At 52.3% G+C, this 20,503-nt stretch carries 20 protein-coding genes; 6 read left to right on the top strand and 14 right to left on the bottom strand.

Features of this window, described 5'->3' with window-relative positions:
* Nucleotides 1–15 precede the first annotated feature (15 nt).
* A complete protein-coding gene (locus ACT53G_RS09010; protein ID WP_476169201.1) occupies nucleotides 16–2,229 on the top strand; it encodes a putative bifunctional diguanylate cyclase/phosphodiesterase in 2,214 nt (737 codons plus the stop codon).
* A 24-nt stretch (nucleotides 2,230–2,253) separates the two neighbouring features.
* Here ACT53G_RS09010 and ACT53G_RS09005 read toward each other — a convergent pair whose 3' ends face one another.
* The 5 genes from ACT53G_RS09005 to murJ form a co-directional block, all read right to left on the bottom strand.
* Nucleotides 2,254–2,613, bottom strand: coding sequence for a DUF1905 domain-containing protein (locus ACT53G_RS09005; RefSeq protein ID WP_476169200.1), 360 nt, complete (start codon nucleotides 2,611–2,613; stop codon nucleotides 2,254–2,256).
* Between the two features lie 45 nt (nucleotides 2,614–2,658).
* Nucleotides 2,659–3,138: a signal peptidase II gene (gene lspA, locus ACT53G_RS09000; protein ID WP_194748585.1), complete on the bottom strand. Its 480-nt coding sequence runs from the start codon at nucleotides 3,136–3,138 to the stop codon at nucleotides 2,659–2,661.
* On the bottom strand, nucleotides 3,131–5,989 hold the full coding sequence (gene ileS / locus ACT53G_RS08995) for an isoleucine--tRNA ligase (protein WP_476169199.1): 2,859 nt from the start codon (nucleotides 5,987–5,989) through the stop codon (nucleotides 3,131–3,133). Before ileS ends, lspA begins: the two co-directional genes overlap by 8 nt.
* A 94-nt stretch (nucleotides 5,990–6,083) precedes the next feature.
* A complete protein-coding gene (locus ACT53G_RS08990) occupies nucleotides 6,084–6,986 on the bottom strand; it encodes a bifunctional riboflavin kinase/FAD synthetase (protein WP_476169198.1) in 903 nt (300 codons plus the stop codon).
* Nucleotides 6,986–8,530 (bottom strand): murein biosynthesis integral membrane protein MurJ, encoded by a 1,545-nt coding sequence (murJ, locus tag ACT53G_RS08985; protein WP_476169197.1) that lies wholly within the window; start codon nucleotides 8,528–8,530, stop codon nucleotides 6,986–6,988. Before murJ ends, ACT53G_RS08990 begins: the two co-directional genes overlap by 1 nt.
* Before the next feature lie 209 nt (nucleotides 8,531–8,739).
* Between murJ and rpsT the strand changes: the two genes are divergently transcribed.
* Together rpsT and ACT53G_RS08975 are read left to right on the top strand one after the other, a co-directional pair.
* Entirely contained in the window at nucleotides 8,740–9,111 is a 372-nt protein-coding gene (rpsT, locus tag ACT53G_RS08980; RefSeq protein ID WP_194748589.1) for a 30S ribosomal protein S20, read from the top strand.
* Nucleotides 9,112–9,262: 151 nt separating this feature from the next.
* Nucleotides 9,263–9,727, top strand: a complete 465-nt coding sequence (locus tag ACT53G_RS08975) for a PH domain-containing protein (RefSeq protein WP_476153879.1) — start codon at nucleotides 9,263–9,265, stop codon at nucleotides 9,725–9,727.
* A 64-nt stretch (nucleotides 9,728–9,791) separates the two neighbouring features.
* Here ACT53G_RS08975 and ACT53G_RS08970 read toward each other — a convergent pair whose 3' ends face one another.
* The 7 genes from ACT53G_RS08970 to ACT53G_RS08940 form a co-directional block, all read right to left on the bottom strand.
* Nucleotides 9,792–10,940, bottom strand: coding sequence for a 5-(carboxyamino)imidazole ribonucleotide synthase (locus tag ACT53G_RS08970; RefSeq protein ID WP_476153877.1), 1,149 nt, complete (start codon nucleotides 10,938–10,940; stop codon nucleotides 9,792–9,794).
* The gene (gene purE, locus ACT53G_RS08965) at nucleotides 10,937–11,431 is read right to left on the bottom strand and encodes a 5-(carboxyamino)imidazole ribonucleotide mutase (RefSeq protein ID WP_338655186.1); all 495 of its coding nucleotides are present in this window, start codon (nucleotides 11,429–11,431) and stop codon (nucleotides 10,937–10,939) included. Before purE ends, ACT53G_RS08970 begins: the two co-directional genes overlap by 4 nt.
* 68 nt (nucleotides 11,432–11,499) lie before the next feature.
* Complete coding sequence (proB, locus tag ACT53G_RS08960) at nucleotides 11,500–12,621, bottom strand: glutamate 5-kinase (protein ID WP_476169196.1); 1,122 nt, start codon at nucleotides 12,619–12,621, stop codon at nucleotides 11,500–11,502.
* A gap of 4 nt (nucleotides 12,622–12,625) precedes the next feature.
* On the bottom strand, nucleotides 12,626–13,678 hold the full coding sequence (cgtA, locus tag ACT53G_RS08955; protein WP_275356202.1) for an Obg family GTPase CgtA: 1,053 nt from the start codon (nucleotides 13,676–13,678) through the stop codon (nucleotides 12,626–12,628).
* 211 nt (nucleotides 13,679–13,889) lie between these two features.
* Nucleotides 13,890–14,147, bottom strand: a complete 258-nt coding sequence (rpmA, locus tag ACT53G_RS08950; RefSeq protein ID WP_049637894.1) for a 50S ribosomal protein L27 — start codon at nucleotides 14,145–14,147, stop codon at nucleotides 13,890–13,892.
* 47 nt (nucleotides 14,148–14,194) lie between these two features.
* Nucleotides 14,195–14,509, bottom strand: coding sequence for a 50S ribosomal protein L21 (rplU, locus tag ACT53G_RS08945; RefSeq protein ID WP_018986099.1), 315 nt, complete (start codon nucleotides 14,507–14,509; stop codon nucleotides 14,195–14,197).
* A gap of 134 nt (nucleotides 14,510–14,643) precedes the next feature.
* A complete protein-coding gene (locus ACT53G_RS08940) occupies nucleotides 14,644–14,988 on the bottom strand; it encodes a hypothetical protein (RefSeq protein WP_476169195.1) in 345 nt (114 codons plus the stop codon).
* A 112-nt stretch (nucleotides 14,989–15,100) separates the two neighbouring features.
* On the opposite strand from ACT53G_RS08940, the gene ACT53G_RS08935 reads away from it, so the two are divergent.
* Complete coding sequence (locus ACT53G_RS08935) at nucleotides 15,101–16,504, top strand: aminotransferase-like domain-containing protein (protein ID WP_476169194.1); 1,404 nt, start codon at nucleotides 15,101–15,103, stop codon at nucleotides 16,502–16,504.
* Nucleotides 16,505–16,616: 112 nt separating this feature from the next.
* The gene (gene ccoG, locus ACT53G_RS08930) at nucleotides 16,617–18,026 is read left to right on the top strand and encodes a cytochrome c oxidase accessory protein CcoG (RefSeq protein ID WP_476169193.1); all 1,410 of its coding nucleotides are present in this window, start codon (nucleotides 16,617–16,619) and stop codon (nucleotides 18,024–18,026) included.
* A gap of 48 nt (nucleotides 18,027–18,074) precedes the next feature.
* On the opposite strand, the gene ACT53G_RS08925 is transcribed toward ccoG, so the two are convergent.
* Nucleotides 18,075–19,466 carry a 3'-5' exonuclease family protein gene (locus ACT53G_RS08925; protein ID WP_338655201.1) on the bottom strand — a complete coding sequence of 464 codons (1,392 nt, stop codon included), beginning with the start codon at nucleotides 19,464–19,466 and terminating at the stop codon, nucleotides 18,075–18,077.
* Nucleotides 19,467–19,772: 306 nt separating this feature from the next.
* Here ACT53G_RS08925 and ACT53G_RS08920 point away from each other — a divergent pair, with 306 nt between their 5' ends.
* The gene (locus ACT53G_RS08920) at nucleotides 19,773–20,147 is read left to right on the top strand and encodes a MarR family winged helix-turn-helix transcriptional regulator (protein ID WP_228518828.1); all 375 of its coding nucleotides are present in this window, start codon (nucleotides 19,773–19,775) and stop codon (nucleotides 20,145–20,147) included.
* Nucleotides 20,148–20,228: 81 nt separating this feature from the next.
* Here ACT53G_RS08920 and ACT53G_RS08915 read toward each other — a convergent pair whose 3' ends face one another.
* Entirely contained in the window at nucleotides 20,229–20,366 is a 138-nt protein-coding gene (locus ACT53G_RS08915) for a hypothetical protein (RefSeq protein ID WP_476169192.1), read from the bottom strand.
* Between the last annotated feature and the right edge of the window lie 137 nt (nucleotides 20,367–20,503).

Here is a 20,503-nt window from a genome sequence, read left to right as displayed (position 1 = left end):
GCAACACCCGCTCAAATGTTATGGCTGGATAATGTGCACTGGTTTGTCACCAATGCGGCCTGCCTGATTCTGGCGCTACTGGGTTATTACCGCAGCCATCTCTCACACCGCCCCTGTAAACGCTGGTTTGTGTTTGGTACCTTGGCCTATTTTACCGGCGGCGTGCTCTGGATATTTGAAGTCCTCAGCAAACAAACCAATTTCCCCGCCCAGTCCGATATTTTTTACCCCCTCATGGGCGTATGCCTCATCATCGGCTTTATCACCGCCTTACGCAGCCAGCTTTCTGCGGCCAAAACCTGGGCATTCTCGATTGACACTATTTCATTCAGCATTGCTGTTCTCAGCTACATCCTAATTTTATATTTGCCACAATCGTCCGAAGTCAGCCCACTACAGCTGGCCGTGCTCAGTGCCTACCCTGCCAGTTTACTCAGTGCTGCGCTGGTTTCCCTGCTATTGATCCCATACCTGCGACCGGCATGGATGATGCCCTGGCTTATGCTCAGCGCGGGGTTGACCTTGCTGGGCGCATGCTGGATGCAATGGAACCTCAACGCACTCAACCACGTGCCTCAAACTAGCCTCTGGACCAATTACGGTTTTTCAGCGGCAGACCTGTTGATCGGCAGCGGGCTGTATGGCTGGCAAGTCCGCATTGCCAAGCGCGTGTCTTATCACAGGCAATGCAGACGCGTTCGCGGCTTGATTCCAGCCATTACCTTTATTTTTAGCATGTGTACACTGGCGCTCATCTGGTGGCAAAGCGGCCCGCACCCCTATGCCTATTACATTGCCATCGGCTCAGTCATGATGATCCTGGTGTTCTCGGCCCTGCGGCAAAGTATCTTGCTGCGTGAGAGTGAAAAACTGCTACTCGCCGAAAATCTGCTGGCCGAAAAAGAACGCCAGTTCCAGCAGTTGTCGCGCAACGACCCGCTCACGCGGCTTCCCAACCGGCTGGCCATACACACCCTGCTAGAACACGCCATCATCACGGCAGCCGATGCCAGCGACACCGTCGCCCTGCTCATGATTGATTTAAAGCATTTTCAAAGCATTAACGACAGCTTCGGCCACCATACCGGCGACTTGTATTTACTGGAGATCGCACAGCGCCTGCAATATATCACGCACGAATCTGGCGAGTTAGGCCGTGTGCATGGCGACAAATTTGCCCTGATTACCTCGCGGAAAACCGATGCCGAACTGGTTCATCTGGCAAACAATTTATGCAGAATTGTGCATAAGCCCGTGCTGATTGAAGGACATGAATTGATTCTGGATGCTTATATCGGCATCAGCCTGTTTCCGCGTGATGCAGAAGATGCAGAACAGCTGGCACGCAATGCCAACACTGCACTCGCACATGCCAAGCACGGCACCCAACATCCGTATTTATTCTATTGCAAAGAACATACCCGACTGGCCCAAAACCGCTTCAAGCTCGACGTGCAGCTGCGCAAAGCCATCAAAAAACAAGAATTCTTTTTGCAGTTTCAACCGATTTTCAGCCTGGGCAAACAACAACCGGTCATCTGCAATATTGAGGCGCTCATCCGCTGGAAAACCAACAAGGGAGAGGTGGTCTCCCCGGCTGAATTTATTCCCTACGCCGAACAGTCTGGCCTGATTTTACCCATGGGCGAATGGATTATTGCAGAAGCATTCAAGCATTGGGCCAAGCTGGTTAAAGACAGTGGTCATGAGGTGGGCCTTTCAATTAACATCTCCCCGCGGCAATTCCGTGACCATAGCTTGCCACTCCGCATTGCCGGGCAACTACAACGCTATCACCTGCCGGCCCGCTTGCTGACCCTGGAAATCACCGAAAGTGCCGTCTTTGAACATGAAGAACAGGCGCTGGAAACCTTAAAACAATTCAAGGCTATTGGCGTGCGCCTGTCGCTCGATGATTTTGGTGTAGGCAACTCATCGCTGTTTAAACTCAAACACCTGCCCCTGGATGAACTCAAAATTGACCGTGCCTTTATGATTGATGTACCGGAAAGCAGCGCCGACAGCGAAATTGTCAGCACCATTATCAAAACAGCCGGCATTCTGGGCTTGTCCGTTGTGGTAGAAGGCATTGAAACCGAAGCGCAGCTTGAGTTTCTACGCAAGATCGGCTGCGATTGCATCCAGGGCTTTCTGCTGGGCCGCCCTATGGATATACAAGGCATTCCGCCCCTGTTAGTCGCTGCCAAGACACAAACGCTGAGCGCTTAATCTTTGACGCTGTCAGCCTAAGGCTTAAAACTGCAGTTTGAGCTGTATAGTCACGGCATCACCTTCCCGCACACTCGCCTGCTTGCGAATTTCTGCCTTTAAAAACAAGGCATAGCGCTTGTGATCAAATGCCGGAAAAATTGAGGTTTGCCACGTCATGGCTGGGGCTGGAATAGATGGGGCGCGGCTGGAAGTGATACTCGCAGTGACCTTGACCGCCCCCCAGCCGCGGCGTTTGGTTTGATGGTATTGGCTAAGGGTATGAATTTCGTCAGAGATATCTGGCGGCAAGCTAACGTAATGCCAGGTGCTTTTGCTGCCTTGCCAAAGCCTGATCACATCAGTAAACGTATATTCCAGTCCATCCATCACCACCTCAGTCATCGCAAGTCACCAGGACCCGCGTTCACTAGACTGCAGAACGCGGTTTCAGGAGGCCGTGGGTTGTTTAAAACTATCCAGCATCAACATGCCCACACCGACGCAAATGGCACTGTCTGCCACATTAAACGCAGGCCAGGCCCATTGCTGATAATAAAACAGCAAAAAGTCCACCACATAGCCGAGCGTCAGGCGATCATAGAGATTGCCCAAGGCGCCGCCCAACACCAGCGCCAGCCCCAAACAGAATAACTTTTTCTGCGGATGTTTGACCAGCAAATACACCATCACGGCCGAAGCCAGCGTAGAGACCGCGGTGAAAAAGCCATGCTGCCAGCCGCCAGCATTAGCCAAAAAGCTAAAGGCCGCGCCGGTGTTGTGGTAACGCACCAGATCAAAAAAACCGGTGACTGGCAAATGCTCGCCATAGACAAACATGCGCTGGATCAGGTGCTTGGTGTAAAGATCGAGTGCGATGACAATGGCGCTTAACACCAGCCATGGCAGAGCCGAGCGAACATTAGGCATAGTTGCGCACTTCACCTTTGCCAAACAGGTTGCTTACACAACGGCCGCACAGGGTCGGGTGTGCGAGATCAATGCCGACATCCGCACGGTAATGCCAGCAGCGGTCGCACTTCTGGTGTGCGCTCGGCTTTACCAGGATTTTCTGCGCTGACGCATCGGCCACTTTATAGGTGGTCGCGCTGGAGGTGATCATGACAAAGCGCAAGTCATCCTGCAGGCTACTCAATGCTTCAAATGTCTCGCTGGCAACATGAAACTCCAACTCGGCTTGCAATGAAGAACCCACCTTGCCTTCGCCACGCAACACTTCAATCTCTTTGGCAGCTTGCGCGCGCAAGGCAATAACAGTTTGCCAGTGCTGTAATTGCGTGTCACTCAAGCCATGGGCAGGCAATGCATACCAGTCTTCTTCAAACACGGTCGCCACAGCATCCAGTCCCAAGGTCTGCCAGATTTCATCTGCCGTAAAACTCAAGATCGGCGCCATCAAACGCATCATGGCATGCGTGATGTGATGCAAAGCACTCTGTGCCGCACGGCGCGCATGCGAGGTTTCACCGCTGGTGTATAAACGGTCTTTGAGGATATCAAGGTAAAAACCACCCAAGTCTTCAGAACAGAAACTCACAAATTTCTGTACGGCCAGATGGAATTCGTATTTGTCGTAATCGGCCAGGATGCCAGTCTGCAACTGTTGTGTCAGATGCAGTGCGTAACGGTCAATTTCCAGCCACTGATCAACCGGCAACAAGTCTTTGCTGGCATCAAAGTCAGCCAGGTTAGAGAGCAAGAAGCGCAAGGTATTGCGGATACGGCGATAGCCATCGGCCACGCGCTTGAGGATCTCGTCACTGATGGTCAGCTCACCTGAGTAGTCGGTTGAGGCAACCCACAAGCGCAGGATATCAGCACCATAGGTGTCCATCACCTTTTGCGGTGCAACCACGTTGCCTTTGGACTTACTCATTTTGTGACCTGCTCCATCCACCACAAAACCATGTGTCAGCAAGGCTTTGTAAGGCGCATTGCCATCAATGGCGCACCCAGTCAGCAAGCTGGACTGAAACCAGCCACGGTGTTGGTCAGAGCCTTCCAGATACAAGTCAGCCACAGGCTGGTGTTCAGCCTCACGCTGGTTAGCTGCCGCAGATAGGCTAGCATGATGCGCTGAACGCACCACTGCATAATGCGTGGCGCCAGAGTCAAACCACACGTCCAGCGTATCGGTCACTTTTTTGTATTGCTCGGCATTTTCAGGCGCATGCTGCGCGAGGAAAGTCGCGCCATCGAGGCTGAACCAGGCTTCTATGCCCTGCTGCTCCACCTGTTTGCACACGGTTTCCAGCAACTGCATGGTCTGTGGATGTGGTTCACCAGTTTCTTTATGCACAAAGAACGGCATAGGCACACCCCAGTTACGCTGGCGAGAGACGCACCAGTCTGGGCGGTTTTTAATCATGGCCTCCAGGCGTGCACGGCCCCAGCTCGGGAAGAACTGGGTCGCGTCTACCGCTGTGTTGGCATGTTCACGCAAAGCTTTGCCATCTTTGCCAACAGAGTTCATGCCAATAAACCACTGATGCGTTGCCAATTGCATCAATGGCGTTTTATGGCGCCAGCAATGCGGGAAGCTGTGGTTTAAACGCGCAGAGGCAAACAGCACGCCGTTTTCCTGCAGTTTAGCCAGAATAACTTTATTCGCATCCTGGCGGCTCAGGCCACGGATCTCAGCCAGCTCAACCAGTTCACTGCTAAAAAATTTGCCATCGCCACCAATCAAGACGCGTGGCTTCTCGTTAGGGAAATTAGCGCGCATGACCAGCCAGTCATCGTTACCGTGGGCGGCTGCCGTGTGGACCAAGCCAGTACCGGCATCGGTGGTGACGTGGTCGCCCGTGATCACAGGCACCTGGCGGTGATCGAACGGGTGTTGCAACAATAGGCCACGCAGGGCTTCACCCTTGCAACTGGCGACCACAGAAGTATTTTCTTCCGCATATCTGACCAAGGTTTTCTCGGCCAGGTCACGCACCAGAATCAGCAAGCCTTTACTGGTTTGAATCAGGTCATATTCGAGCTCGGCATTCACACTCACCGCCTGGTTGGCAGGTAAGGTCCATGGCGTCGTGGTCCAGATCACGGCATAAGCATCACCATTCACTGTTGTACCAAATGCTTTGCTTAACGCAGCGTTGTCCACCACTTTGAAGCCCACATCAATCGCAGGTGAGTTAACGTCCTCATACTCCACCTCGGCTTCAGCCAGCGCAGAACCGCAGTCCACGCACCAGTGCACGGGCTTGGAACCCTGGTACAAATAGCCATTCTGGTAGATTTCGCCCAAGGCACGCATGATATCTGCCTCGGTATTAAACGCCATGGTCAGATATGGGTGATCCCAATCGCCCAGCACCCCCAGGCGAATAAAGTCTTTTTTCTGTTTCTCGACCTGCTCAGCGGCGTAGGCGCGGCATAGCTCACGAAACTTGGCAGGGTCTATATTTTTTCCGTGGTTTTTCTCGACCACCAACTCAATGGGTAGACCGTGGCAATCCCAGCCTGGCACATAAGGCGCGTCAAAACCACTCATGGTTTTGGCCTTGATGATGATGTCCTTGAGGATTTTATTGACGGCGTGACCAATGTGAATATCGCCATTGGCATAGGGCGGGCCGTCATGCAGGATGAACGCTGGCGCACCTTTGCGCTTGGCGCGGATACGCTCGTAGACCTTGCGCTCTTGCCAGCTTCTTAACCAGGCGGGTTCGCGCTTGGACAAATCGCCACGCATGGGAAAGCTGGTTTCGGGTAAATTCAGTTTATATTTTGAATCTTTGCTTTGGTCAGTCATTTAAAATTCTCAAATCGTTTTAACCACAGATAAACACAAAGGCACACAGATATTCTGCGTCGGCTCCCAGCAATTGCTTGGTTTTTATCTGCGTTTATCTGCGTTTATCTGTGGCAAAATAGCTTTTTGCTGCTGCAGTATCCAGCGCAATTTGCGCTTTCAGCGCATCCAGTCCGGCAAACTTTTGCTCGTCGCGCAGTTTGTGAAAAAACTGCACATGCACATGTTGACCGTAAAGATCACCATTAAAATCAAACACATGCACTTCGAGTTTAAGCTTGGGGATGCCTTCCAGCGTCGGGCGATTGCCCAAATTGGCCACAGCCGGTAAATTGTTCAATTTTACCGCATAAACCCCTGTCAGTGCAGGCCGTTCGTGGCGCATATGGACATTGGCGGTGGGGAACCCCAGTTGCCGGCCCAGCTTGGCGCCATGGACGACCTTGCCACTGATGCTGTAAGGCCGTCCCAGCAAGGCCTGCGCTTTGAGCAACTCGCCAGCCGCAAGCGCATCGCGCACCAAGGTGCTCGACACACGCTCACCTTGCAGCTGCACTTCTGGTAAGGGAATCACATTAAACCCGTGCTCAATCAGGGTTTGCACACTGCCCGCCCGCCTGGATCCGAAACAGAAGTCCTCGCCCACCATCACCACATTGGCATTGAGTTGCTCACGCAACACTTGCATGAATGCGGTTGGACTCTGCCCTGCAAACGCCTGATTAAAGCGCTGCACATAGACATGCTGCACACCACACTCGGCAAAATACTCCAGCTTTTCACGCATGGAGGCCAAACGCGCGGGGGCGTTTTGTGGTGTAAAAAATTCACGCGGATGCGGCTCAAAGGTCATGACCGCTGGCGTTATCTTGTAGGTTTGCGTGTAGGCAATCAGCTGCCTGAGCAAGGCCTGATGCCCTAAATGCATGCCATCAAAATTACCGATGGCAATCGCCTGCGGCGTTTGAGCCGCTGGAAAATGACGAAATATTTGCATTATTTGGCCACCCGCTTCATAAAATGTTGAGGCCTAAAGCCTAGCAAACCTAAGGCTGAAAAATAAACCACCATACCCAAGACCACCACGCCCGCGAGATGCAGCATGCGCGTCAGGGCTGGCATGGCTAACCAATCCCCCACCCAACGATCTGTGGCGTGCAATGCCAAGGCCATCAGGGTGACCGCAACGAGCAGCTTGAACAGAAAGCGGCCCCACCCTGGCTGCGGCTCGAACGCACCACTTTTTTGCAACATAACCCACAGCATGGTCGCATTCAGGCAAGCGCCCAAGCCCACGGCCAGCGCCAGCCCGGCATGCTGCAATGAAGTAAACAGCAAAAAGCCCACATTGAGAATTTGGGTCATCACCAAGGTAAAAATCGCAATTTTGACCGGCGTTTTGACATTTTGGCGTGCATAAAAGCCAGGGGCCAGCACCTTGACCATAATCAGGCCCAGCAGGCTCAGGCTATACGCAATCAGGGCGCGCTCGGTTTGCGCCACATCGACCGGTGTGAATTTGCCGTAATAAAATAGACTCGCCACCAATGGTTTGGACAGCACGGCCATCGCCACAGCCGCCGGAATGGCCAGCATAAAGGTGAGGCGCAGGCCCCAGTCCAGCAATTGCGAAAACTCGGCGCCGGATTTATCCACATGCGCCTTGGATAAGCTGGGCAACAAAATCGTGCCCAATGCCACGCCCAGCACGCCGGTCGGGAACTCCATGAGGCGGTCAGCGTAATACAGCCAGGACACACTGCCTGTGGGCATGAATGAGGCAAAAATGTTATTCAACACAATCGAAATTTGCGCGACAGAAACGCCAAAAATCGCGGGGCCCATGAGCTTAAGGATGCGGCGCACGCCTTCATCTTGCAAATTCAGTTCGTAGCGCGGCAACATGCCTATCTGTTGCAAGTAAGGCAGTTGATACAGCAACTGAATAATCCCGCCGACAAACACGGCCCAAGCCAGTACATACACCGAGTTGTGAAAATGCGGGGCAATAAAAATCGCAGCGGTGATAAAACTCAAATTGAGCCAGACGGGCGTAAATGCGGGCACCTGAAACTTGCTGAAGGCATTCAACACGCCCCCCGCCATCGAAACCAGCGAGATAAACAGGATATAAGGAAAGGTAATGCGCAACAGCTCCGTGGTCAGTGCGAATTTGGCCGGGTCGCTCACAAACCCAGGCGAGGTCAGCCGCACGATCAGCGGTGCTGCCAGCATGCCCACAATGGTGATTCCGACCAGAAACAGGCCCAGCAAACTGGCAACATGGTTGATCAAGGCCCGGGTCGCTTCTGGCGTGCGTTGCTTGCGATATTCGGAAAGGATAGGCACGAAGGCCTGGCTAAACGCCCCTTCGCCCGAGATCCGGCGTAATAGATTAGGAATCTTGAAAGCGACAAAAAAAGCATCGGTGGCCATCCCCGCGCCAAAAATACGGGCAATCAAGGTGTCACGCACAAATCCCAGCAGGCGCGAAATAAAGGTCATGCCACCCACGGTGGCCAATGCTTTGAGCAAATTCATAAATGGTGGAAAATACAGGCCCTGGTTTATTTTTTTAACCGTGAGCCGCTCCCAACGAACGGCTGACTGATTAAAAATTTGGCCGATTTTACCATGCAGGCATCCGCAGTCGAGGAAAATGCGTTTTTATCTTGCAAAAACAAAGCGAAAACAGTATGATGCACGGTTTCGTATCACACCCCTTTTGAAAGTTACAGGATAAAACGAATATGGCAAATACCGCACAAGCTCGCAAACGCGCGCGCCAATCCGTCAAAGTTAACGCGCACAACGCTGCGTTACGTTCAACTTTGCGTACTGCGATCAAAAAAGTAATCAAAGCGATTCAATCTGGTGACAAAGCTGCTGCTGTGGCTTCTTACCAAGAAAATGTCAGCGTGATCGACCGTATCGCTGACAAAAAAATCATTCACAAAAACAAAGCTGCTCGTCACAAGAGCCGTTTGACTGCAGCAATCAAAGCATTGTCCGGTGACGCACCTGCAACTTTGGTTTCTGTGAAAAAAGCAGCAGCCCCTAAAGCCGAAGCTGCACCAGCTAAAAAAGCTGCCAAGCCTCGCGCGAAAAAAGCCGCTGAATAATTTCAGTAGGGGTGCATACTAAAAAAGCCGGACTGATGTCCGGCTTTTTTATTGCCTTGATCTATTGATTACGATGATCTAGCGCATTATCGAAACCGCTGTTGCTGCTATGATCACAGCTGAAATTGCAATCTTTGCCCAGGAGAGCCCTTTGAGTTTTATTGACAAAAACTTGCTTGAGAATGAAGCGGTGATTTACCGCGCGCAGATGCACTGGATTATTTTCCTGAATACCTTCATCTACTTATTGTTGAGCGTGTTGGCGTGCGCATTTAATCTGCGCTTGGCACAATCCAACCAGCTATTATGGGCGATCAGCCTGCTCGGCTTGTTGCTGTCCTTGATCAGTGGCATCAGCAGCTATATCCGCTACAAGACCTCTGAATTTGCCATTACCAACAAACGCGTGCTGATCAAGATTGGCTTTATCAGACGCCACTCGCTGGAAGTATTGCTCCATAAGGTGGAAGGCATAGGCGTCAATCAAAGCATCCTCGGCAGAGTATTCGGCTTTGGGACGATTACCGTCACAGGCACAGGCGGCACCAAAGAAACGTTTGACCAAATTGCTGCACCGCTTGAATTTAGAAAACAGGTGCAGGCAAACCTTTCGTAGCCTGCCTGCTTCAGAGACAAAAAAGCCCGGATAACCGGGCTTTTTTGATGGCGCTGGCAAACAGTTATTCACCAATATGCAACTCGCTACGCGCCACTTTAGCGGCATTCAACACAGCCTGCGCATCATCGCCAATCACCGTGAAATGGCCCATTTTGCGGCCTTTGCGCGGCTCATGCTTGCCATACAAATGCATTTTGAGGTTGCCGTGGGCAAAGGCTTTATCCCAAGCTGGCTCTACCTGTTTACCACTGTACAGCCAGCTATCGCCCAGGATATTCACCATCACCGCATCGCTATGCAAGCGCGGACTGCCCAAGGCTTGGCCGGTGATCACGCGCACTTGCTGTTCAAACTGATTGGTGACACAGGCATCGATAGTGTAATGGCCGGAGTTATGAGGGCGTGGCGCAATCTCATTCACCAGCAACTGGTTGCCGACCACAAAGAACTCCACCCCCAGCACGCCGACATAGTTGAGTTTGGTTGCCAGTTTTTTGGCCAGTTCTTGGGCATTGGCCTTGATCACTTCAGAACAGCGCGCAGGGGCGATACTCACATCCAGAATACCATTCAAATGGCTGTTTTCTGCCGTGGGGAAAGCGGCAATATGGCCGTGCGCATCCCGCGCCAGCACCACAGACACTTCCAGGTCCAAAGGCAGCATTTTCTCCAGCACGCAGACTTCTTGCTTAAAGCCCTGAAAGGCAGCGACCGCTTGCTCACGGTTGGCAACACGCGCCTGACCTTTACCATCGTAACCGAAGCGCGCCACTTTGAGCACGGCAGGATACATCTCGCCATCGGCAGGCAAGTCGCTCTCCGCCATCACCGGCACAAACGGCCCCACCGGCAAGCCAGCTTCTTTAAAGAAGGTTTTTTCTTTCACACGATGCTGGGCAATCGCCACCGCATCCGCGCTCGGATGCACGACGGTAGACTTAGCCAAGGTAGCCAGCGTCTCGGCCGGTACATTCTCAAATTCGGTAGAGATGGCCTGGCAGGTTTCCGCCATGGTTTTCAGCGCGGCCGCATCGTCATAGGCTGCACATAAATGCACATCGGCAATCATGCCTGCCGGACTGTTCTGGTCAGGGTCCAGCACAGTGACTTTATAGCCCATCTCGTGCGCTGCGATCACAAAAAAGCGACCCAGCTGGCCGCCGCCTAACATGCCCAACATGGCAGGAGGTTGAATCACGGATGATGTCATGGTTTTTCGCTCAACTCCATTGCATGCACTTTTTCAGCTTGTTTTTTGCGGAAGGTAGTTAATTTTTCTGCTAACGCCGGATCTTGATTGGCCAGCATCGCCACCGCAAACAAACCGGCATTGGCCGCACCGGCATCGCCAATGGCAAAGGTCGCCACCGGGATGCCTTTAGGCATCTGCACGATAGACAATAATGAATCCTGGCCTTGCAGATGTTTGGAAGGTACGGGCACACCCAATACCGGCAAGGTGGTTTTTGCTGCCACCATGCCAGGCAAGTGCGCAGCACCGCCCGCCCCGGCAATAATCACCTGAAAGCCATTGCCTGCGGCAGATTCAGCAAACTCAAACATCAGGTCAGGCGTACGATGGGCAGATACCACACGCGCTTCATAAGCGACACCAAAGTCTGCCAGCATTTGTGCGGCATTTTTCATCACCGGCCAGTCACTGTCCGACCCCATAATAATGGCTACCAAAGGTTTACTCATCCCGTTACCTTTTAATCAATGTGTTCACTTGTCATGCGCAGCTGGCTTCTGCGGCCAACTACGTTTGCTTATAACAACACCAGATTGTCCCGGTGTATCAATTCTTTTTCTTCCACATACCCCAGCACGCTTTCTATTTCGCTACTGGGCTTACGTTTAATCCGTCGTACTTCATTGGCATTGTAATTGACAATGCCGCGTGCCCATTCCTTACCCGCAGCATCGACGCAAGCCACCACATCGCCGCGCTCAAACTGGCCCAGCACATCCACCACGCCAATCGGCAGCAAGCTTTTACCCTCGTTGGTCAGGACATTCACCGCGCCGTCATCCAGCACCAATTTACCACCCACGCGCAGATGATCCGCCAACCATTGCTTTTTAGCCAGCGTTTTCATTCTCACGGCTTGCAGGTGCGTCCCAATCGCCTCGCCCTGACTCAAACGTACCAGCACTTCCGGCTCGCGTCCTGATGCAATCACGGTATGTGCGCCACTGTTGGCGGCGCGCTTAGCGGCCAATATCTTGGTTAACATGCCGCCAGTACCCACTGAGCTGCCTGCGCCGCCTGCCATGCTTTCGAGCGCAGGATTGCCTGCGGTTTCAAAATTGATAAACACGGCATTCGGGTCTTTACGCGGGTCCGCGGAATACAGGCCTTTTTGATCAGTCAGGATGATCAGCGCATCTGCTTCAATCAGATTCGCCACCAGCGCACCCAGGGTGTCGTTATCGCCGAAACGGATTTCTTCGGTCACCACCGTATCGTTTTCATTGATAATCGGGATGACATTGAGGTCTAGCAGTGTGCGCAAGGTGGAGCGCGCATTGAGGTAGCGCTTGCGGTCGGCCAGATCTTCGTGGGTGAGCAGCAATTGCGCCGTGTGCAACCCGTGTTGCGCAAAGCATTGTTCATACATCTGCACCAGGCCCATTTGACCAACGGCCGCAGCGGCCTGCAGCTCATTGACCTCTACCGGGCGTTTTTTCCAGCCCAGTCGCTGCATGCCTTCGGCAACCGCACCACTGGAGACCAGCACAACTTGTTTGCCCTGCTTGACCAAGGCACTGATTTGCTGTGCCCAAGCGGCAATCGCCGTCTTATCCAGGCCCTGACCATTGTTAGTCACCAGGCTGGAACCCACCTTGACGATCAGGGTTTTACTGTCTTGTATGAGTGAAACGCTCATAAAACTATTCTGTGATCGGTTGGACGGGAGTCTCTTCAAGGTCACGTTGCGCACGCGTCTGGTCTATATGATCCATGATGGCGTAGGTCAAGGCCTGGCAACCAACACCGCTAATGGCGGAGATAGGAAATACCGGTCCATCCCAGCCATAGGCTTTAATAAAGTCAGCCACTTTTTGCGCACTGTCTTCCAGCATATCGATTTTATTCAGCACCAGCCAGCGGGGTTTGTCGTAAAGTTCTTGATCGTATTTTTTCAACTCGTTGACGATGGCCTTGGCTTCCTGCACCGGATCGACGCTCTCATCAAACGGCGCAATATCGACTAGGTGCAACAGCAAGGAGGTGCGTTGCAAATGACGCAGGAACTGATGTCCCAGTCCAGCCCCCTCCGCCGCGCCCTCAATCAGGCCAGGCACATCGGCAATCACAAAGCTGCGATTGCTATCGACCCGCACCACGCCGAGGTTAGGGTGCAATGTGGTAAAAGGATAATCGGCGACCTTGGGCTTGGCGGCAGACACCGAGCGAATAAACGTCGACTTACCGGCATTAGGCATCCCCAGCAAGCCCACATCGGCCAATACTTTCAGCTCGAAATATAACTCAAAAGCTTCACCAGGCTCACCCTTGGTACATTGACGTGGAGAACGGTTGGTACTGGTTTTAAAATGGATATTCCCCAGACCGCCGTTGCCGCCTTTGGCAATCAGCACTTTCTGGCCATCAGTATTCAAGTCCACCATCATCTGGCCGGTGGCCTTATCGCTGATGGTCGTGCCGACAGGCACACGCAGTATCATGTCGTCACCCCCCTTGCCATAGCAATCGGAACCGCTGCCATTTTCGCCACGCTCGGCCTTGAAGGTCCGCGTGTAACGGTAATCGACCAGGGTATTGATATTGCGGTCTGCAATGACAAAGATGGAACCACCACGGCCACCGTCGCCGCCATTAGGGCCGCCCATAGGCTCGTATTTCTCACGGCGGAACGTGGCAACACCGTTGCCGCCGTCACCGGCGTAGACTTTGATAGTCGCTTCGTCAATAAACTTCATGATTCAATTTGCCTTTAAGCGCATTACTGCGTAACTCGGTGCTCAAAACCTGTGTGTATTGCAAGCTTGGGCCTACCGTGCGCCTTGCACTGCATCTTAAAATTCTCACTGCGCGCGGACAATCCAGCGCACAACCATACAAGGCTACAATCTGATAACTATAAAGTAAAAAGCCCCGTCAAGCGACAGGGCTTTTTTCATAAAAGTGCGATTAGACCGCTTCGATACTCACGGTATGACGCTTCAATGCGCCTTTTACAGCAAATTTTACTTTGCCTTCTACCAGTGCATACAGGGTGTGATCTTTGCCCATGCCAACGTTTTCACCAGCGTGCATTTTAGTCCCGCGCTGACGCACGATGATGCTACCCGCGTTGACAACTGTTTCACCGAAGGCTTTAACGCCCAGGCGTTTGGCTTGTGAGTCGCGACCGTTACGTGAACTACCGCCTGCTTTTTTGTGTGCCATGTTTGATTCCTTATTCTAGCAATCTGCTCTACTCAAGCAGAACGTGCTTATTTTGCTGAAATAGTGTCGATTTGAATTTCTGTGTAGCTCTGACGATGACCTTGCGTCTTGCGGTAGTGCTTACGACGACGCATTTTGAAGATCATCACTTTGTCACCACGGCCATGTGAAACCACTGTGGCATTCACTTTTGCACCAGCTACCAACGGTGCACCAATCGTAGTTGTCTCGCCGTCTGCAATCAACAACACTTTGTCGATCACTACTGTGGAGCCAACGTCGCCAGTCAATTTCTCAACTTTTACTTTGTCACCAGCGGCTACTTTGTACTGTTTGCCACCTGTTTTAATCACTGCGTACATAATAATGCCTTAAACATCGCCTTTTAAAGAACCCGCAATTATACGCAATTTATTCGGGAATGCAAATATATTTATGCATCGTTTCAATCGCGTGCAGGAACGGTGGATGGCAGCCAGCGCTGGCACCAAAGCGGCTAGTTTACCCTAGATCGCCAGGGACGAATACTGCCACGTGTGTAATAGCGGTAGACTGCAAACACGCACATGAGCAACTCCTCTTCCAGCACGGGATCAATCTGCTTGTCCATTTGCATGTCCGCCACCCGATACACCGGTTGCATTTCCAGGTTATTCAGCGAGCTCAAAGGCTGAAATCGCACATTGAGCAGAACCCGGCTGTGTTGCATTAATTGCACGGTAAACATATCTTGCACGGCAAGCTGTAAAGACTGGCCATCTCGCAATGTGACGCCGTACAGCTTTTTGTTGTGCTGAGTCATTTGCTCAACCCCCGTATGAATTTTCCCTGTGTCAGTCATTCGTCCTGCCGCCTGCTGAAAAAGACAAGCTTAACGCCTACGCTGATTGCATCACAGAGGCAGTTTGCTTTAAATTGACCATATCAGATAATCCCCCTGTCAGGACCATGGCTTGAAAAAATACGAAATGATTGCCGAAGAGATCGCCAGTGCGATTCAGCAAGGCTTGCTCAAACGGGGAGACAAACTGCCTTCTATCCGGCACATCCAGGCCAGCAAACAGGTGAATGCTTCGACCGTGTTTCAGGCATATTATCTGCTGGAGGCCCGCGGCCTGATTGTGACGCGCCCGCGCTCTGGTTACTATGTGGCGGGGCCGTTACGCAGCGAGCGCCTGTTGCCACAAGCAGCTCACAATGCTAGCCACCCGACCAAACTGCAAGTCAGCGACCTGGTGTTCACGCTGCTGGAGCGCATCAAAGACCCGCAACAAATCCCGTTTGGCTCGGCGTTTCCCAGCCCTTCCCTGTTCCCGCTTGCCAGACTGGCCGATCATATGGCCAGCACGGTGCGCCGCATGCAGCCACAACTGACCATCAGTGATATCGGCCAGGGTGATGTCGAACTGCGGCGGCAGATTGCATTACGCTACCAGCTGGACGGCAAGCCGACGAATCCGCATGAGATCGTGGTGACCAATGGCGCCATGGAAGCACTGAACTTATGCCTGGCCGCGGTCACGCAACCGGGCGATAGTGTGATCATCGAATCGCCCAGTTTTTATGCCGCACTGCAAGCCATCGAGCGCATGGGGCTGAAAGCCATCGAGGTGCCTAGTGACCCTGATCTGGGCATAGACCTGGTGGCACTTGAGCAAGCAATCCTTCAGCATCACCCAAAAGCGTGCTGGCTCATGACCAATTTTCAGAACCCGACAGGCAGCCTGATGCCTGAGCCGAAAAAACAGGCGCTGGTGGCCCTGATTACCCGCCACCAGTTACCGCTGATTGAGGATGACGTCTACCGCGAATTGTATTTTGGCAAACAGCGGCCTTTACCAGCCAAAACCTGGGACAACGACGGCTGGGTCATGCATTGCAGTTCATTTTCAAAATCGCTCGCGCCCGGATACCGCGTCGGCTGGGTTTCCGCCGGGCGCTTCAGCGAAACTATCACACGCCTCAAACTCTCCACGACCCTGGCAACCTCGATTCCGGCACAGCTGGCCCTGGCCAGCTATCTGGCGAAAGGCGGTTACGACAAACACTTGCGCCAACTGCGTCACCAGCTTATGTTGCAACAACTGCAATTTACCCAAGCCATTCATCAATCCTTTCCTGCTGAGGTGCGCTACACCCTGCCGCAAGGCGGCTATTTCTTATGGCTGCAACTGCCCGGCCATCAGGATAGCCTGAAGTTGTTTCAGCAAGCCATCCAGCACAATATCAGCCTCGCCCCTGGGCACTTGTTTTCCTCGCAACAGCAATATGCCGGATATGTGCGCCTGAACTATGGCCACCCGCTCAATGCAGAGCACAGGCAGGCGATAGAGACTCTGGGGCAGTGGATGCAATAGTCAACGAACAAGTCAGCCCATCTGATATGGTTTTTTATTTAAAAACTGAATCTGTTTTAAATTAATCCCGCCCTCTACACTACACACGTCTTCATCAAGATAGAGTGCCTGTATGACCGCTTCCCGTAGCAAACCCGTGATCCCGATTGTGGCTGCCCCTGCCAGCGAACAAACGATTTCGCTGTATCAGAAAACCAGCAAAGTCTACCCGCGCAGTGTCAGCGGCTATTTTAAAAACTGGCGCTGGTTCATGATCTGGGCCACACAACTGGTGTTTTACGGTTTGCCCTGGCTGCAATATGGCGGCCGCCAGGCGTTCTTGCTCGATATTGATACGCATCGCTTTTATCTGTTTGGCCTGGTGATCTTTCCACAGGACCTGTTTTATCTGGCCATGCTACTGATCATTTGTGCGGTCGGATTATTTTTGTTTACAGCGGTGGCAGGCCGGCTCTGGTGTGGCTTTTCTTGCCCGCAGTCGGTGTATACCGAAATTTTCTTGTGGATGGAACGCCGCATAGAAGGCGACCGCCTGGCCAGGCAAAAGCTGGATGCCCAACCCTGGGGGCTACGCAAAACTGGCCTCAAATTAAGTAAACACTCGGTCTGGCTCGGCTTTTCACTGATCACCGGCTTGAGTTTTGTCGGTTACTTTACGCCCATCCGCGAGCTTGTCACTGACCTCACGCAATGGCAGTTGGGTGGCTGGTCCTGCTTCTGGCTTGGCTTTTACAGCCTGGCGACCTATGGCAACGCAGGCTTCTTGCGCGAACAGGTATGCAAACATATGTGCCCCTATGCGCGCTTTCAGAGTGCGATGTTTGATAACCACACCCTGATCGTCGCCTATGACAGTACGCGTGGCGAACCGCGCGGTCACCGCGCAAAGGGTCAGGACTACCAGTCACAGGGACTGGGCGCTTGCATCGATTGCAGTATCTGCGTACAGGTGTGCCCGGTAGGCATTGATATCCGTAATGGACTGCAATATGAATGCATTAGTTGCGGCTTGTGTATTGATGCCTGCAATGACGTGATGGACAAAATGCACTATCCGCGTGACCTGATTCGTTTTTCTGCGGCAGGCGCCACAGACCAGCACGCGCTCAGTTCCCATTTATTGCGTCCGCGCGTACTGATTTACAGCAGTTTATTTGTCTTGATGATCGCCTGGCTGGGATACGGCTTGCTACACAAACCGGATTTCAAGGTCGATATCATGCGCGACCGCAACATCCTATACCGAGAAACCAGCCAGGGCATCGAAAACGCTTACCAGCTGCACCTGACCAATGCCACCGAGCACCGCGAAAGCTATCAGTTACGTGCAATTGGCCTGGATGGCTTGCAGATCGAAAGTGAGCAAACACTGACTGCGCAGCCGACACAGGAAGTCCTGGTGCCGATGAGCCTGTTGGCCCCCGCCGGCAACCAACATGGCAGCCAACGCATCAAGATAGAAGTGACTGCCTTATCCAGCGGCGAAAAAGTCAGCACGGACAGCACCTTCTATCAGCCCTGACCTGACAGCACCCCTTGCCCGCGTACCATGGCTGAGCCCACCCTCTGCTTAGTCAGCCAAATCGAGTACGCGGGTCTTTTTATGCGCCAGCATTTTCAGTAGCAGTTTGTAACTATCCAGATCAAACTTGAGCGCTGTGGTTTGCGCACGCAAGGCATTTAAACTTTCATCGTCTTCTGCCACGCCCAGATAGACCCAGTGCTCAAACACATGAATCTGACGCAGATCATGCTCCAGGTCATATTCCTCAATGCCAATCTTGCCACGATAGGGCCAGACTTTCAGCTTGTGTGCCATGAGCGCCTGTTGTACGCGCAGAGCATGCATTTCAGGCGACTCCTGTCCGCAGCATACACCTTTGCAGCGCCTGAGCTGAAAGGCAAAACAAGGCCCACTGCGGCCGGGTTCCAGCCCCAGGGCCTTGACACATAAATGACTGAGTTCAGCAATCTTGCGCAAGGTTTCCACAGCCTGGCGCTTGCTTCTAAAGGTGCCAAACAAATGGGACATCTGGCTAGGATCAATCTCATCCTCATGCACCAGCCTGACTAAAGGTTGCGCGGCCGGATCAATCTGCCAGCTGCATAAAGAGCGTTCGCGGCGAAGCTGACGGTTATAAATGGGCTGCCGCTCCTTGACCAGCCGCGACTCCAGCAACAAGGCACTGAACTCACCGGCGGTCGCGATCCATTCAAAACGCTTCATCTCCTGCGTCATGCGCATTTCTTTGGTCGAGGCGTGGTCGCTGCTAAAATGCGACAGTACGCGTGCGCGCAGATTGACACTTTTACCGATATACAGGGGCAAGTCATTCTCGCCATAAAACAGGTAGACACCCGGCGCCTCAGGCAACTCGCCGACCAAGCTGGCATCAATATGCGGTGGCAGAGTTGGGGCTGACATCAGTTTAAGCGCGGCAGCTTTCACGGCCTCTTCGCCAAGCTCTCGACGCGCATCGTTGAGCATGACCAGTATCGCCTCCACATCGCCCATGGCGCGGTGTCTGGCCAGGCCAGTGATCTGGTGGCGTGCCACAATCGCATCTATGCCATGACTATAGTGTTGCGGATAAAGCAATCGTGACAGCTTGACCGTACACAATACTTTTTGCCGCAAGGTGATGCCTATGCGCTTGAATTCGGTCTTTAAAAACCCATGATCAAAGCGTACATTGTGTGCTGCCAACACCGTGCCCTCAAGAAAAGCAAGCAAGGTGTCTGCAACCTCAGCAAACGTTGGCGCCTCGGCCACCATGCCGTCATTGATGCCTGTCAGCGATTGAATAAACGGCGGGATAGGCTGTTGCGGGTTGACCAGTGTTTGCCAGCGTGCCGTTTCAACGCCGTGGTCAAAACGCACCAGCGCAATTTCGGTAATCCGGTCTTTGAGTGGTGTGGCCCCGGTGGTTTCGAGGTCAAGAAAAGTAACAGAGGGCAACATCAGGCAGGCAAGCAATCACAAATGCAACAAGAGAAATTTCATGGCCTTTATTTTAGCCCAGAAAGAGTGTTTCAGAGGGTTTCAATTGAGACGCATTGCAAGGCTGCTGTAAGCTCAATACGATAAGATTTAACGATTATTATGTAACATTAGTTACATACTCCTACACGACAACTATGGACACCCTCGATAAATGGTGCTGTAATTGTCTTTATACATATTAATGACAATATAATTTTAACTATGCCAAATTTATACTTAGAAAATCAATTATGTTTTTCGTTGTATTCCGCTACTCATGCCTTATTGCGGTCTTATAAGCCTGACCTTGATAAGTTAAATCTGACTTATCCGCAATATCTGGTTCTGGTCGCCTTGTGGCAATACAAACAACTCTCAATTAAAGAAATTGCAGAGAAGTTATTACTGGAGCCTGCCACGATTACGCCTGTGGTCAAACGACTGGAAGTCAAAAAACTGACCAAGCGTACCCGCCAGAAAGATGATGAGCGCGTAGTGATTGTCAGCCTGACTGAAGAAGGTCAAGCCTTGCGTAGCAAACTGTCAACCGTGCAAAAGCGCGTGGCCTGCGATACCGGCCTGTCTAATGATGACTTTGATGGGCTCAACAAAACATTGAGCAATTTGACTAAAAACGTTTCTGCCAAAATCCCTGGCTAAGCACACACGGGACTCTCGCCCAAATAAAAAAGCTGTGATGTCATTCATCACAGCTTTTTTATTGCCGCCAGGGATAGCCGCCTAGTCAGGCATATTGAGCTGGCGCATAAAGGCGCGAAATGAACCTTGTGACGCTTGTAACGCCTGTAGTTTACTGAGCGACTCAGAGAGCGCATCGCTCATCACCGCCAGCGCGTCTTCATCAAGCCGCAAACTCATAGCACCTATTTCCAGTTCAATCGTACGGTGGGTTTCACAATAGTGCACGCGAAACCCGCTTTGGCCGGACAATAATATTCTTTTACACATCATGTTTTCTTTCTACCATTCGTCGATCAGGGTTCATCCATCAGCAC

Source organism: Methylophilus sp. DMC18 (assembly GCF_056314005.1).
Note: the sequence above shows the minus strand (reverse complement) of the source record. Positions and strands in the feature narration are given on the sequence as shown.